Source organism: Clostridium sp. CF012, assembly GCF_018861755.1.
GTDB lineage: Bacteria > Bacillota > Clostridia > Clostridiales > Clostridiaceae > Clostridium_AD.
In genome coordinates, this window is the sequence record NZ_JAHLEF010000058.1 from 1 (window position 1) to 15,029 (window position 15,029).

A 15,029-nucleotide genomic window follows, 5' to 3' on the forward strand; every position below is an offset into this window, starting at 1 on the left:
TAGAGGTGTAAGCATGGTAACATGTTCAGCTGACTAATACTAATAAGTCGAGGGCTTGACCTTAATATATATGAAGCGAAAAATTTCACTGTGCAATTTTGAGAGAATATTTTTCTGTAAAGAAAAAAATATCTCTATATGGAGATAATAATGAGAAGATATTTTATATCTAATATCCGTAGTCAACGACGGTAGATTCTCAATTATTATTGCTAAAAAACAAATCTGGTGATTATGGCATGAAGGTAACACCCGTTCCCATACCGAACACGATGGTTAAGCTTCAATGCGCCAATGGTACTGCAGGGGTGACCTTGTGGGAGAGTAGGTTGTCGCCAGGTCATAAGGCTCCTTGGTCAAGCGGTTAAGACACCACCCTTTCACGGTGGTAACAGGGGTTCAATTCCCCTAGGAGTCACCATATATATATTGCAGGTGTGGCGGAATGGCAGACGCACTAGACTTAGGATCTAGCGCTTTACGGCATGGGGGTTCAAGTCCCTTCACCTGCACCATATTTATTAAGCGGGTATAACTCAATGGTAGAGTGTTAGCCTTCCAAGCTAATTACGAGGGTTCGATTCCCTCTACCCGCTCCATTTTTTTATTTTATATGTGTTTTTAGCTCAGTTGGATAGAGCAACGCCCTTCTAAGGCGTGGGCCGGGGGTTCGAATCCCTTAAGACACACCATTATATTGTTGGGACGTCGCCAAGCGGTAAGGCACCACACTTTGACTGTGGCATTCGTAGGTTCAAATCCTGCCCTCCCAGCCAATATGGTTTACTAGCTCAGTTGGTAGAGCACATGACTTTTAATCATGGTGTCCGGGGTTCGATTCCCCGGTAAGCCACCAAACTTTATAAGGCTCCTTGGTCAAGAGGTTAAGACACCACCCTTTCACGGTAGTAACAGGGGTTCAATTCCCCTAGGAGTCACCAAAAAAAAGTCCTTGCTAATGCAAGGACTTTTTTGTTGATAATTTTTTGATTTATGAAATAATGGCCAATGTATCCACATAAAATACTCTTATCATTGTGGATATGTTGATAACTTTTATAGATTGGTGTATATTTATAAAAATGGAGTTGAAAATATGTTTATAGATAAAAGAGTTTTTATTGCAGAATTTATAATAAGACCAAATAGGTTTCAAGCTTATGTGAATTTAAATGGCGAGGAATTAATAGTTCACGTTCCAAATACAGGAAGATGCAAAGAAATATTAATTCCTGGATCCAAGGTTTTATTAAGGGAAGAGCTTAATCCTACTAGAAAAACAATATATGACTTAATTGCAGGATATAAAGGTAATAAAATCATTAATATAGATTCACAAATTCCTAATAAAGTTGTTGATGAAGCCTTAAAGAGTAAAAAAATACGGAATCTTGTTAAATATAACATAATACACAGAGAAAAAACTTTTGGAAATAGTAGATTTGATTTTAAACTATCTAATGATATGGGGGAAGAGTATTATCTTGAAGTAAAGGGAGTCACATATGAGGTAGATGGTAAAAGTATGTTTCCAGATGCACCTACAGACCGAGGAACAAAACATTTATTAGAGCTTATAGAGGCTAAAAAAATGGGTTTTGGAGCAGGAGTGCTATTTCTTATTCAAATGAATAACATAGCTAATTTTTCTCCCTATGATGAAATGGACGCAGCTTTTGGAAAGGCTCTAAGATTAGCTTGCAAAAGTGGCGTTGATATCTATGCTTATGAATGTGAAGTTGGTGAAAATTTTATAACTTTAAGTCAGCCGGTTGCGGTTATTTTATAATTATTTTTATGCGCCTTATTGATAATTACTTTGAAATAAGCAATAATTAAACTACATATAATAATAGGTTGAAAATTAAAACGAGGTTAAGGGGGGGAAATTTTGAAATTTATATATTGCCCAATTTGCGGAAGAGAATTAATTGAAAGAGACAGCTGGGATGAAGGTGGGGTTCCATATTGCCCTGTGGATGATATTATGTATTTTGACACACCAAAACCATGTGTAGTAGTTGCGGTTATGAAGGGTAAAGAAATTTTACTTCTTAAACAAAGTTATATTTTTAAGAATTCAAAGGTATTAGTGTCAGGATATGTAACCAACGGAGAATCTGTTGAAGACACTGTATATAGAGAAGTTAAAGAGGAAACTGGAATAACTGTTGGTGATATAAAATATTTGGGAAGTGACTATTTAGCTTCTAAAGAAATAATAATGCTAACTTTTAGTGCTGTTTATATTGAGGGGGAAATAAATAAGTCTTCTGAAGTTGAATGGGTTGATTGGGGCAATATAGATGATGCTATCTGTGAAATGAGTGAAGACGAAATAGGAAAAAGAATTGTTAGAAAATTGCTAAAGGAAATTGAATATAAGGGGAAAAATGCATATAGATGCGATATGGAAACTGATTATTCAGGTATTATAAAGGAAGAAGAGATGGTCCTAAAATAACAATATGGATAAAACATAAAATAATTGTATCAGAAGAATTAAAAATCAACAAGTAGTAATTATTGATTTTTAATTCTTCTGAAGTTGTGTAAAAGAAAATGAAACAATCTAACTAATTAAGGCTATTATGGAATTCTAGTTAAGAGTAGTTCAAGATATTTACCATCAACATAAGTTATGTGAGCTTCATCAATCATCATACCTACAAGGACAAGTTCTGAATACGAGTCATTATCACCTGTAAGATTCCAATAATATTCTTCCATTTCATGACATCTTTGTGTATTTAGGGATTTTTCTAAAAGCTCAAGATCCTCTTCGGACATAGTGGGAATTTCGGCTCTTATAAGTATGACTACTTTTTTGTTTTCTTTATTTATATCAATATGGACATTTTCGGAACCGTGGTTATAACAATAGCCCATTAATTCATTTACTATTTTTATATTTCTTTGATGTGTATGCTTCAATATTATTTAAGCTCCTTTCTAAATGCAGTAATGATTGGTATAAGGATTATACATACTATTCCTCCTGCAAAACCATTGTTGTACAAATTTAAACCACCATGAAGATAGGCAAGATTCATCATTAAACAAATGTGTAAAAAACCAGCAAGGGCACCATAAGCCCATCCAAATTGCCCTGATATAGGGGCCAGTGTTGAACTAAATAAAATGCCTAGGACCATGCTAGGTGAATTGATTGGCCAAATATTTAATAGAGATGAGAGTGTTGCACCTATCATAACAGGGAATACGTTTCGTAGGTGTTTTCCAAATGCACCAAAACCAACAATGGTTAATATTCCACCTATAGTAGGACCATTTAAATCCCCCCCAATTATAAGTAGAAAAACAGTTGAATATATGCCTAGAATGCCCATATTTATAATAGTAATACCCCTTCCAAATAAGAGGTAATAATCACTTACTAATCTGCCTGGTTGTTTATAGAGTTTGAATAAGTTTTTAAAACTTTTACCATTATCGATATATCCAACCATGATCATTACTATAAATAAACAAATTAATACTATAGAAAAAAACAGATTATTTCCTGTAGACCAAAGCAAGCGGCTTTCAAAATTTATACCAAAAGCTCTTAATAATGACATTAATAAGGTTGCAAGAAGTCCAGCTGCAAAACCTATATTATAAAGATTATAACCTTGGTGAAGCTTTAGACAATAAGCTGCCATTGGAGGAAAAATAAAACCAATAAAAGTGCTTAATAATACTCCTATAATGATATTACCCTCAAAGGGTAAATGACCTGAAAATGCTAATTCATTAACAGTAGGAGATAAGGTTGTGGCAAATAGTGCTATTAGAACATAATTTATAAACTTTTCTTTCTGATATCTAGAATATAACCAAATTCCAAAAATAATTGGCCAAATATTTAAAATGTTTTTCCCGAAAAGAGAGAAACCGGCCATGGTGAATAGTGCAGCTACAGTGGAGCCATTTGGCTTTATTCCAACATAAATAAGTAGAAATACAGAGACTAAAACTACTAGTGACATATTAATAAAAGTAGCACCAATGCCTGCAAGTTGTATATAATCTGTTATCAGTATATTAGATTCAAAAAGTATTTTGTTAAAGCCTAGGAAAATTTCCGTTGGGGTATCTGCAACAAAGGCCAAAATCATAAAAAATAAACATAAGCAAATAAACATATAATAGGTTGAATGAATTTTTCGTGGCATTAAGGACCTCCTTCATATTATAAACTGAGACTCTATGTGATTATTTTACAATAAATACAAAATAATTACCAGTATAAATAAAATAATATATGTATTATAGGTAGAATTAAATAAGAATTGTAAGTATAATTATACTTATGATATTAACAACATATTAGTAAGATCATAAAAATTAGGCTAAATAATATATTCGCACTAATATTAAATAATTAGAAAAAAGAAAGAGGGACAAGCATGGAAAAGAACAATGAAAATAAAAATTCAAATAAAAAAGTACCTCAAATAAAAGGAACTTTGAGAAGTCATATGATAGAGCTACCAGTTGCAATAAGAGATGCTAGCGGTATTGTAATATTTGGAAAAAGATTAAAGTCCTTTGTTTTTACTACTGATGTAGCAGTTATAAGAAATACAAACGCTGATGCAGTTATTGCGGTATATCCATTTACGCCTCAGCCAATAATAACGGAAGCATTACTACTTGCTGCAGATGTACCAGTATTTTGTGGTGTTGGCGGAGGAATTACTACAGGGCAAAGAGTAACGAATTTAGCACTAGATGCTGAATTTAAAGGTGCTATGGGGGTAGTAGTTAATAGTCCAATATCCAATGAAGTTGTAACACAAATAAGGGAAACTATAGATATTCCAATAATAGTTACTATTGTATCAGAATTTGAAGATATAGATGCAAGAATAAATGCGGGAGCAACTATACTTAATGTCTCAGGTGCAAGAAGGACAGCTTATATAATTAAAAAAATAAGGGGAAAATACCCTGACTTCCCAATAATAGCAACAGGTGGACCCAATGATGAGAGTATAATGGAAACTATACAAGCAGGAGCTAATGCAATAACATTTACCCCACCAATAGTGGCAGACATCTTAAATGAAATAATGATTAAGTACAGAACAAAGTATGAGACAGAGAACATAGAAAAATAAGACATTATAGAATAACTAATTACAAACTAATTTAAATTAGAGTGGTAGGTGATAAAATGGCTGTAGGTGGAGATAATTGTGATAAATGCCCTGAATCAGAAACAAAAGAATGTGATGGAGAAGCTTCCGACTGCATTTGTAAAAGATGTCCAAGAAATTTAGGGCAGTGTTTAACTACGAAGTACTGTAGAGAAACTGAATCTATAATTAATATATAATTTAAAAGATATGAAGAAGCTACTAGAACATTATTTGTTTTAGTAGCTTCTTCATATTTTAAGATTAAAATTTACATAATAAGAATTAAAATCCTAAATAAAAGGAAGACTAAAATTAACATATAAAATTATTAATGTTTGGAGGATTTTATGGTTTCAAGTGAATTAAAAATGAGAATAGCTCAGAATTGTAATAGATATACAGCTAGAGATTACATGGGACTCATGAATAGCATTTCTTATGGGTCTGAAAGTTGTAGTAGTTGTGTTAATTATGTAAAAGAAAAATGTACAGAGGGATTATTTGATGGAATTAGGGAAACAATAATGTTAAATTGACTAATTTTAAAATAGGTACATGAAAAGAAATAGATTAGTATAAGAACTTATTATTTATTTCAATGTGCCTTAAAAGGAGGAATAATAATATGCCAAATATAGAACAGATGTCCCATGTAGCAAATAGTTGTGATGGATATGACTCAGTAGGTACAGAATTTCAATCCTCAATAGGGACACCATTCAGCAAAAGTTGTAATAATTGCCATCATTTAAAGAATGATAAATGTGAAGTTAATTTATACGATAAAGTTTTAGCTGGACTCGATCAAGGTTAATGCAGATAATAAATCACTAATATTCTAACAGAAATTTTTGTAAGGTAGTTTTTCTCACTTAGTATACATAACAAACATGGTTTATTATATAAAATGGGATTAATTACCTTTTAAAAATACTATTAAAACAGTGAATTGAAGTAATATTTTAGAATATATGTTAATATAGTATATGTTTTTATATAATATATGTAGAATATTAGCTAAATATATCATAATATTTACTTCTAATATATTGAGAAATTTATATTTAAGTGTTAAAATAAAAGTGGTTATTAGACTTCAAGACAAATCATAAAATGAATAAAAAACGCCAAAATATAAAACTTGGAGGTTCAATTATGCATAAAAGATTATTTATACCAGGACCAGTAGAGGTAGCAGATGATGTACTTCAAAAAATGGCTACTCCTCAAATATCACATAGAGGTAAGGAAGCATCTGCACTACAAAGAAACATAAGTGATAAAATGAGAAAAGTACTTAGTACTAAAGAAGAAATATTACTTTCAACTAGTTCAGGAAGTGGACTAATGGAGGGTGCTGTTCGTACATGTACAGCAAAAAGAGCAGCAGTATTTTCAGTAGGAGCATTTGGAAACAGATGGTTTGAAATGTGTACAGCTAATGGAGTACCAGCAGATAAAATAGAATCTGAATGGGGACAACCAACAACTCCAGAAATGCTTGAAGCCGCATTATCAACTGGTAAGTATGATTTAATAACTATTACTATGAATGAGACTTCAACAGGACTTATGAATAACATGGAAGCTCTTTCAGCAGTATACAAAAAATATCCTGAAGTTGTAGTATGTGTTGATACAGTAAGTAACGCTGCTGGAACAGAAGTAAAAACAGATGAATGGGCAATAGATATATGTATTACTTCAACTCAAAAATGTTTAGGATTACCTGCAGGAATGGCTATTTGTTCATTCTCAAAAAAAGCAGTAGAAAGAGCTAAACAAGTTACAAACAGAGGAATATATTTTGATTTATTAGGAATGTATGATTACGTACAAAAGAAAGATTATCAATATCCTTCTACTCCATCACTTGCACACATGTTTGCACTAGATTATCAATTAGATAAGATACTCGCAGAAGGTTTAGAAAATAGATTTGCTAGACATATTGCTGGTGCTGAGCTTGTTCGCGCATGGGCTAGAAAATACTTTGAAGTATTCCCTAATGAAAACTATTTGTCAAACACATTAACTAACATTAAAAACACAAGAGAAATTAGTGTATCTGACTTAAATAAAAAATTAGGCGAAAAAGGTTTCATGATTTCTAATGGTTATGGAAAATTGAAGGATAAAACTTTTAGAATAGCTCATATGGCTGAAACTACTCCAAAAGAAATAGAAGAGCTACTAGTACTAATTAGCGAGATTTTAGGACTTAAATAATTAAAAATTAAAATTAAGAATGAAAAATTATAATGTGATTTTTCATTCTTAATTTAAATTTATGTAATCATTTTAAATAATACACTTTAATGGAATAAGCCATTAAAGTATAACGTTTACTGTATATAAAAGAGGAGGCTTATCATGATTAGAATATTAGTTACTGATGGTATGGAGAAAAATGCAATTGAAGAGTTAAAAGCAAAAGGATTTGAAGTTGTTGAACACTTTTATGAACCTGAAGTTTTAGGTGATGCATTAAAAGAATTTGACGTAATTGTTGTTAGATCTGCAACAAAGGTTAGACAACCAATAATTGACAAAGCAGTAGAAGCAGGAAGATTAAAGCTTGTAATACGTGGCGGAGTTGGCGTTGACAATATAGACGTAGCATATGCTATGGAAAAAGGAATAAAAGTTACTAATACTCCAAATGCAAGTAGTGCATCTGTAGCTGAACTTGCTCTTGCTCATATGTTTGCAATATCAAGATTTATTAATATATCTAATGTAGCTATGAGACAAGGAAAATGGGATAAGAAAAAATATGAAGGCGTAGAAATTGGCGGAAAAACATTAGGTCTTGTTGGATTCGGAAGAATATCAAGAGAACTAGCTAAAAAAGCATCTGCACTTGGTATGACAGTTATATATACAGATATAATAGGGAAAGCAAAAGATTGTGATGAATATGAATTCTGTGAATTAAATGATCTTTTAAAAAGAGCGGATTATTTGTCATTACATGTACCATTCTTTAAAGAGCAAGGAGCTCTTATAGGAAAGGACCAATTAGCTATGATGAAGGATGGAGCATTCTTAATCAACTGTGCTAGAGGTGGAGTAGTTGACGAAGCTGCTTTATTAGAAGCATTAGATAATGGTAAACTCGCAGGAGCTGGAATAGATGTTTTTGTTGAAGAACCAACAAAAAATGAAAAATTAGTTAACCACCCTAAGGTTTCTGTAACACCACATATAGGTGCTGCAACTAAGGAAGCTCAAACAAGAATAGGCGCTGAGATAACAAGCATTATTTGTGATTTTTTCAAATAAAAATTAAACACAGGAGGAATAATTATGGCAGTAGTAAGACCTTTTAAAGCATACAGACCGCAATTAGATTTAGTAGAGAAAGTATCAGCTCTTCCTTATGACGTTATGAATAGTGAAGAAGCTAGAGAAATGGTTAAAGGAAAACCTTATTCATTTCTACATGTTGATAAACCAGAGGTAGATTTAGAACCAGGCATAGACATTCACAGTGAGCAAGTTTATCTTAAAGCTAGTGAAAATCTTAAAAAAATGATTAATTATAAAGTGTATATGCAAGAGGAAAAACCTTGTTTGTATATTTATAGACAAATAATGGATGGAAGACCTCAAACTGGTATAGTCGCTTGTGCTTCAATTGATGATTATATAAATGATATAATTAAAAAACATGAGTTAACAAGAGCAGATAAAGAGCTTGATAGATTTAATCATGTGGATTATACAAATGCTAATACTGGACCAATATTCTTAACATATAGACATAAAGATGAAATAGACCAATTAGTAAAAAACTGGACAGAAACAAAAACTCCAGTATATGATTTTAAATCAGAAGATGGTGTATCTCAAATTATTTGGGTTATAGATGAGGAAGAGGTTATTAATAAACTATCAGCTCTATTTGCTGGAACAGATTATTTATATATAGCTGACGGTCATCATAGATCAGCTTCAGCTGTTAAAGTTGGACTAAAGAGAAGACAAGAAAATCCATCATACACAGGTGATGAGGAATTCAATTTCTTCTTATCAGTTATATTCCCAGACAATGATTTATATGTAATGGATTATAATAGAGTTGTAGCAGATTTAAACGGAAACTCCTGCGAAGAATTTATGAGTAAAGTTTCTGAAAAATTTGATATAACGACCTATGAAGGTGAAGGCCAATTTAAACCAGAAGTTCAAAGAACATACGGAATGTTCTTAGATGGAAAATGGTATAAACTAGCTGCTAAAGAGGGAACTTTTAATATAAAGGATCCAGTAGATAGATTAGATGTATCAATACTTCAAAACAATTTATTAGAACCAATTCTAGGAATTGATGATCCAAGAACAAACTCAAGAATTGATTTCGTAGGTGGAATAAGAGGACTTGGAGAACTTGAAAGAAGAGTTAATGAAGGAATGAAAGTTGCATTCTCCATGTGTGCTACAACTATGGACGATTTAATGGATATAGCAAATGCAGGGAAAACAATGCCTCCTAAATCAACTTGGTTTGAACCAAAATTACAAAGTGGAATATTTGTCCACGAACTATAAGTTAATGTCATGTTAAAAATGAAACTATTGAGACTGTAATAAAAGACCACGCAAATGCGTGGTCTTTTTGTGTTTTTAGGGTATAATAAAATTATAAAATTGATTTTTATAATTTATATATTAAAAGGAGAGAAACATATGCCACAGCATTCATTGTCAAGAACAGAGTTACTAATAGGTATGGATAGTTTAAACAAATTAAAAGAAAGTAAGGTAGTAGTTTTCGGAATAGGTGGAGTTGGTAGTTATACAGTTGAGGCACTAGTAAGAGCTGGTGTTGGTAAACTGGTATTAATAGATGATGATACAATATGTTTAACAAATTTAAATAGGCAAATACATGCTACCTTTAATACTATAGGTAAAAGTAAGGTTTTAGTAATGAAGGATAGAATACTCGAAATAAATCCTAAATGTGAAGTTATAACTCATGAAACATTTGTAACAGCGGACAATATGGAAGATATTATAACGACCGATACAGATTATGTAGTCGATGCTATTGATACTGTGACTTCAAAAATAGCACTAGCTCTTTACTGCAAAGAGCATAGCATCGATATTATATGCTGTTTAGGTACAGGCAATAAATTAGACCCAACACTATTTAGAGTTGCAGATATTTATGATACAAAAGTATGTCCACTTGCAAAGGTTATGAGACATGAGCTGAGAAAAAGGAATGTTGACACTCTCAAGGTGGTTTATTCTGAGGAAATCCCTATAAGGCCTAAGCTGGACGAAGTTATAACATGTAAAGAAGGCTGTGTGTGCACAGGAGGTTCAAAAAAATGTGCTATAAAAAGACAGATTCCCGGGAGTATATCCTTTGTTCCTCCGGTAGCGGGAATGATAATTGGTGGAGAAGTTGTTAAGGACTTAATTAAGGTGAAAGATAATATTTAAGATTATCTTCCGTTTTGAGGTTCAAAATAGAAATTCACAACTAAAATTACAATTAAAACAACATCAATAAATGATACAAAATATTAAAAAACATATGTATAAAAGCAGGATTGAATTCCTGCTTTTATTACATATAATATTTAGAATGTGAAGTAACTAAGGATCATATATCAGTGGTACACTCATCACATCTGCCGTCATTACGCTTATATTCCTCTTCCTCACGTTGATAATGTACTTTTATTTTATTTGCCATCTTAATTCCACCTTTCTAAATTTTGGCTTTAATGCTTCGGATTATTCTCATATTGTACCTTTAAAATTAATTCAATGAAAACCCTTACATTTCCCATTCATTTAAAAATGAATATAAGGCAGGATAAACATTTAAACTGCTCATTAAAGATATATATTCATCCATAGCTTTATCATTTTCAGTGGAAGTTCTTATAGCTCTTATCATTGTGTTTTTAGGTGTTTCCAGTGGAGAAATATACTCCACAACAGAAACCTCGTATCCTTTAGCTTCTAGCATCAAAGATCGCATACCATCTGTTAAAATATCGGCCATTCTTGTTTTAAATACACCATGCTTTAGTATATTTTTAAAGGGCTCATAAGAAAATTGACTTAAGAATTCTTTATGGCAACAGGGAACTGCAATTATTACATCGGAGTTTACTCTTATTCCTAAGGCTAATGCCATATCTGTAGCAGTATCACAAGCATGCAAGGATAATACTACATGTATATTTTTAGCAGGTTCATAATCTTTAATATCTATAGCTTGGAATTCCATATTTCTATAATTTAAATTTTTGGCCATAATCTTGCAAGACTCTATTACAGATTCAGAGTAATCTAGTCCAATAAAATGGCACTTTTTCCTTTTGACTTCTGTTAAATAATAGTTAAGTACAAAGGATAAATAAGATTTTCCACAACCACAATCTAGTATATTTACAATTTCGTTTTTAGGAAGTTTATCTAAAATACCTTCTAATAGTTCTACATAACGATCGATTTGGTTATATTTTCTTATTTTATCATTTTTAACTTTACCATCTTTACTCATTATCCCTATTTCTTTTAGTAAATTATCTGCACTGCCAATCTTAATATAGTAATCTCTATTTAAAAGAGTGGAAGTAGTTCCGCTAGTGCTCGCAGATGCTGATTTAGAAGAAATATTGCTTGAATCCTCCAGGTCTTTAGAATCCACATCTAAGTTCTTCATAGTTACATTTTTATTATCCGCATAAATTTGAATCAGGTTGCCCCTTTCACTATAAATTAGTGATAAACTATCATAGTTTTCAGCTTCTTTAACTATGTTAGAAAATAATTGATTTATACTCAAGGTATCTGTTTTTCCGCTAAAATTGTATTTGATATCTCCATTGTCATAAAGTCCTGTACCTTTAAATTCTTTTAGACCTGATATGTAGGTGGTATTAATTTGCTTAAATATAGAAGAGTTTTCAGAGAATCTGTTTTCAAGTCCCATTAAAAAAAGTTTTAATTTATTAATATTTTGCTTATTTATTGTGCTCAACCCTTTCTTTTATAATTATTAGAAGTCTATATTATAAGTATAACAAAGTTTCAAAAGCTATTGAATAGAAATATGATATTATAATTTTAACCATAATATAGAGTTGCAAACAGAAAAATAAGAAAATCAGGATATTGGCTGCTTACTATATTTAACCATAATAATTTATGATATAATAAAATTGATTAAATCAAAGGAAATTAAGAGAGAGCGCCTCAGAGTAGTAGAACTAGGAGGACACCCTAGAGAACTATAAGGAGGAAATTAATTGAAAAATAAGAATAATATTATAGTTATAATTTCCCTGTTTATTATGATGGCACTAAATGCAATGGCTGAAAATACTAAAGGAATATTTATACCATCTTTTAAATCGGACTTTAATATAGATAATACTGGCATAGGAATAATGATCTTTATTGGGTCCTTAGCATACATACTATTTTCTTATATTGGAGGGATACTTTGCGAAAAGATAGGGCAAAAGAGGGTTATTATATTAGGGCTCAGCTGTATGTTCTTTTCATTATCATTAATGTCAGTAGTAGATAGTTATACCTCTTTTTTAATAAGCATGTTCATCATGAATATAGGTCTTGCACTTACAAGCATAGCTATAAACACATTAGTACCAGTATTACTTCTAAGTTATCAAGGTATTCTTATGAATATAATTCATTTTTGTTATGGTGTAGGTGGGGCTGCAGGTCAAGCTCTAGGTGGAGTATTAATGACAAAGGGATTTACTTGGAGGAATATATATCTTGGAATATCGATTTTATTTGTGATGCTACTTATTGCATTTACTTTCATAAAAATGCCTCATACGCATAAATATAGTGACGGCAATAAAATAAATAAATTGGATGTCTTAAGAAATAAAGTGATTTATTTTTATGTATTTGCATTAGGGTTTTATGTATTTTCTGAGGTGGCTACAGTAAGCTGGCTTGTGAATTATATAAAAGAAAATTATAAATATAATAGTAGTAAGAGCGCTTTTTATAGTGTTTTGTTTTTGATTATATTTAGTATTGGAAGGTTACTTGGGGGATTTGTAGTAGAAAAGCTAGGATATTTAAAAGCAACTATGGGTTCATTAACAATTGCAGTATGTTTATTCACCTTAGGACTTGTTATTGGAGAAAAAGGTCTTATAATAATATCTGTTTCGGGGTTATTTTTTGCAGTAACCTTTCCAACACTTGTACTTACTATAAGTAAGGTATTTAAACAAAATACTTCTTATATAACAGGAGTTATAGTTACATTAACTTCAACCGTTAATATGCTACTCAACTTGGTAATAGGTAAATTGAATGATAAGGTTGGTACTTATTTTGCCTTTTATATGATACCAATAAGTCTAATAATATCGATTATTTTTATATATCTTATTTATATAAACACAAAATGTAATTTTATTATAGATAGTGGGGTTAACAATGAACAAGGGTAAATATGTGAATTTAGAAGCTCTAAAGGGAAATGAGCGAGAGTACGTAATAAAGGACAATACGTATATTATATTAGGAAGAATATATATAGTTGAATTAGATAAACAAAATAAGTTTTGCCTTTTTAGATTGAACTTTCATAGGAATACTAATGAAAGTTATGAGTATTTAAAAGATACATTAAATCTTATGCTAAATATCTTGTTTAAAAATATGGGAATAAATAAAGTAAACGTTATAGCACATGAAACCATAAATACAAATGCCTTTACTGATTTAGGGTTTGATCTAGAAGGTATTATCACAGATAGTGTAATAAATAAAGCTGAATATCAATCAGAACTTACTTTTGGTATAACTAGTTTTGTTTTTAATAGAAATTCAGTAGAAAAAGATTTAGAAATTAAAGGTACAAATATTAAAATTAGGGTATTAACTCCTGGAGATTCAGAAGAAGTGTTAGATTATTACTTAAGAAACAGAGAATTTCTAAGGCCATTTGAACCTTCTAGAGATGAGGGGTTTTATACAATTGACAGCCAGAAGCGTACTTTAACAGAGAGTTACAAGCAATTTTTAAGGGGGACTGGTATTAATTTTGGTATATATAATAGTAATAAACTTATTGGGAAAATAAGTTTATCCAATATAGTTGTGGGTGTTTTTAAAAATGCTTTTATAGGTTATTCCTTGGATGAAAAACAGCAAGGCGTGGGATATATGAAACAAGCAGTTAAACTTGTAGTAGAATATGCTTTTGAGGAATTAGAGTTACATAGAATAGAAGCAACTACCCTAATGGACAATGAAAAATCACAAAGAGTTTTAAGAAATTCTGGGTTTAAAGAACTTGGTATAAGTGAAAAGTACTTATACATAAATGGTGAATGGAGAGACCATATGGTTTTTTATAAGGTTAAAAGTAGCTAACTAATTTATAAAATCTAAATTTAATATTGGATTAATATCACCATAAGCATGGATACTTTTATAAATGATCTTATTTGGGACAAGTTTATGAGGGTGTTTATGTATACGAGTCCTAGTGTATCAATATAAGAAAAACGTAGAAAAACGTAGAAATTAAGATTATTATGTACCTATATTGAGATGAATACCATATGTAACAAAATAGATATGGTGGACTATGTTAGAATATTACTTGTTGTTGCAGTTTAGTAGTGACAAAGCAATCATCCTAGCATAAAAGAAAATATAAATTAAAAGTGTGAAAAACTATTGACAGATGATTGAATAACTGATAAAGTAGTAGAAGTCGTCACTTGATGACAAAACAAATTGGTCTTTGAAAATTAAACAGAGAAATAGGTAAAATAGCGAAATAATATTTCGCTTGACCAGTTAATTACTTTAGATAAAGAAGTAATTTTAGTCGTAAGACTAAAAAGT

15 protein-coding genes, 7 tRNA genes and 1 rRNA gene are annotated in these 15,029 nt (G+C 31.1%); 20 read left to right on the forward strand and 3 right to left on the reverse strand.

Annotated elements, in window-relative coordinates:
* Nucleotides 1-224: 224 nt before the first annotated feature.
* The 10 genes from rrf to KPL50_RS25405 all read left to right on the forward strand — a co-directional run bounded on the left by rrf (nucleotide 225) and on the right by KPL50_RS25405 (nucleotide 2,464).
* A 5S ribosomal RNA gene (gene rrf, locus KPL50_RS25360) occupies nucleotides 225-341 on the forward strand.
* 5 nt (nucleotides 342-346) lie between these two features.
* Nucleotides 347-421: transfer RNA gene (locus KPL50_RS25365), tRNA-Glu, on the forward strand.
* A 10-nt stretch (nucleotides 422-431) separates the two neighbouring features.
* Nucleotides 432-515 (forward strand) — tRNA-Leu (locus tag KPL50_RS25370).
* Between the two features lie 10 nt (nucleotides 516-525).
* Nucleotides 526-599 (forward strand) — tRNA-Gly (locus tag KPL50_RS25375).
* Nucleotides 600-615: 16 nt separating this feature from the next.
* A tRNA-Arg gene (locus KPL50_RS25380) sits at nucleotides 616-692 on the forward strand.
* 9 nt (nucleotides 693-701) lie between these two features.
* Nucleotides 702-776 (forward strand) — tRNA-Gln (locus KPL50_RS25385).
* Between the two features lie 4 nt (nucleotides 777-780).
* A tRNA-Lys gene (locus KPL50_RS25390) sits at nucleotides 781-856 on the forward strand.
* Nucleotides 857-866: 10 nt separating this feature from the next.
* Nucleotides 867-941, forward strand: a tRNA-Glu gene (locus KPL50_RS25395).
* A 155-nt stretch (nucleotides 942-1,096) separates the two neighbouring features.
* Entirely contained in the window at nucleotides 1,097-1,789 is a 693-nt protein-coding gene (sfsA, locus tag KPL50_RS25400) for a DNA/RNA nuclease SfsA (protein WP_216301277.1), read from the forward strand.
* A gap of 102 nt (nucleotides 1,790-1,891) precedes the next feature.
* The gene (locus tag KPL50_RS25405) at nucleotides 1,892-2,464 is read left to right on the forward strand and encodes an NAD(+) diphosphatase (RefSeq protein WP_216301278.1); all 573 of its coding nucleotides are present in this window, start codon (nucleotides 1,892-1,894) and stop codon (nucleotides 2,462-2,464) included.
* A gap of 125 nt (nucleotides 2,465-2,589) precedes the next feature.
* Here KPL50_RS25405 and KPL50_RS25410 read toward each other — a convergent pair whose 3' ends face one another.
* Both KPL50_RS25410 and KPL50_RS25415 read right to left on the reverse strand, forming a co-directional pair.
* Nucleotides 2,590-2,934, reverse strand: coding sequence for a hypothetical protein (locus KPL50_RS25410; RefSeq protein ID WP_216301279.1), 345 nt, complete (start codon nucleotides 2,932-2,934; stop codon nucleotides 2,590-2,592).
* 2 nt (nucleotides 2,935-2,936) lie between these two features.
* Nucleotides 2,937-4,178: a DUF1576 domain-containing protein gene (locus tag KPL50_RS25415; RefSeq protein ID WP_216301280.1), complete on the reverse strand. Its 1,242-nt coding sequence runs from the start codon at nucleotides 4,176-4,178 to the stop codon at nucleotides 2,937-2,939.
* A 234-nt stretch (nucleotides 4,179-4,412) separates the two neighbouring features.
* Here KPL50_RS25415 and KPL50_RS25420 point away from each other — a divergent pair, with 234 nt between their 5' ends.
* From KPL50_RS25420 to KPL50_RS25455, 8 genes are all read left to right on the forward strand, one after another.
* The gene (locus tag KPL50_RS25420) at nucleotides 4,413-5,126 is read left to right on the forward strand and encodes a hydrolase (protein ID WP_216301281.1); all 714 of its coding nucleotides are present in this window, start codon (nucleotides 4,413-4,415) and stop codon (nucleotides 5,124-5,126) included.
* A 41-nt stretch (nucleotides 5,127-5,167) separates the two neighbouring features.
* Entirely contained in the window at nucleotides 5,168-5,344 is a 177-nt protein-coding gene (locus KPL50_RS25425) for a hypothetical protein (RefSeq protein ID WP_216301291.1), read from the forward strand.
* Nucleotides 5,345-5,494: 150 nt separating this feature from the next.
* Nucleotides 5,495-5,683 (forward strand): hypothetical protein, encoded by a 189-nt coding sequence (locus KPL50_RS25430; RefSeq protein WP_216301282.1) that lies wholly within the window; start codon nucleotides 5,495-5,497, stop codon nucleotides 5,681-5,683.
* Between the two features lie 89 nt (nucleotides 5,684-5,772).
* Nucleotides 5,773-5,961, forward strand: a complete 189-nt coding sequence (locus KPL50_RS25435) for a hypothetical protein (RefSeq protein WP_216301283.1) — start codon at nucleotides 5,773-5,775, stop codon at nucleotides 5,959-5,961.
* 341 nt (nucleotides 5,962-6,302) lie between these two features.
* Nucleotides 6,303-7,376: an alanine--glyoxylate aminotransferase family protein gene (locus KPL50_RS25440; protein WP_216301284.1), complete on the forward strand. Its 1,074-nt coding sequence runs from the start codon at nucleotides 6,303-6,305 to the stop codon at nucleotides 7,374-7,376.
* 144 nt (nucleotides 7,377-7,520) lie between these two features.
* The gene (locus tag KPL50_RS25445) at nucleotides 7,521-8,432 is read left to right on the forward strand and encodes a D-2-hydroxyacid dehydrogenase (protein WP_216301285.1); all 912 of its coding nucleotides are present in this window, start codon (nucleotides 7,521-7,523) and stop codon (nucleotides 8,430-8,432) included.
* Nucleotides 8,433-8,456: 24 nt separating this feature from the next.
* Nucleotides 8,457-9,701 (forward strand): DUF1015 domain-containing protein, encoded by a 1,245-nt coding sequence (locus tag KPL50_RS25450; RefSeq protein WP_216301286.1) that lies wholly within the window; start codon nucleotides 8,457-8,459, stop codon nucleotides 9,699-9,701.
* Between the two features lie 138 nt (nucleotides 9,702-9,839).
* Entirely contained in the window at nucleotides 9,840-10,607 is a 768-nt protein-coding gene (locus KPL50_RS25455; RefSeq protein ID WP_216301287.1) for a ThiF family adenylyltransferase, read from the forward strand.
* A 340-nt stretch (nucleotides 10,608-10,947) separates the two neighbouring features.
* Here the strand turns inward: KPL50_RS25455 and KPL50_RS25460 are convergent, their stop codons facing one another.
* Nucleotides 10,948-12,153 carry an SAM-dependent methyltransferase gene (locus KPL50_RS25460; protein WP_216301290.1) on the reverse strand — a complete coding sequence of 402 codons (1,206 nt, stop codon included), beginning with the start codon at nucleotides 12,151-12,153 and terminating at the stop codon, nucleotides 10,948-10,950.
* 277 nt (nucleotides 12,154-12,430) lie between these two features.
* On the opposite strand from KPL50_RS25460, the gene KPL50_RS25465 reads away from it, so the two are divergent.
* Together KPL50_RS25465 and KPL50_RS25470 are read left to right on the forward strand one after the other, a co-directional pair.
* The gene (locus tag KPL50_RS25465) at nucleotides 12,431-13,621 is read left to right on the forward strand and encodes a sugar MFS transporter (protein WP_216301288.1); all 1,191 of its coding nucleotides are present in this window, start codon (nucleotides 12,431-12,433) and stop codon (nucleotides 13,619-13,621) included.
* On the forward strand, nucleotides 13,608-14,549 hold the full coding sequence (locus tag KPL50_RS25470) for a GNAT family N-acetyltransferase (protein ID WP_216301289.1): 942 nt from the start codon (nucleotides 13,608-13,610) through the stop codon (nucleotides 14,547-14,549). Before KPL50_RS25465 ends, KPL50_RS25470 begins: the two co-directional genes overlap by 14 nt.
* The last annotated feature ends 480 nt before the right edge of the window (nucleotides 14,550-15,029 follow it).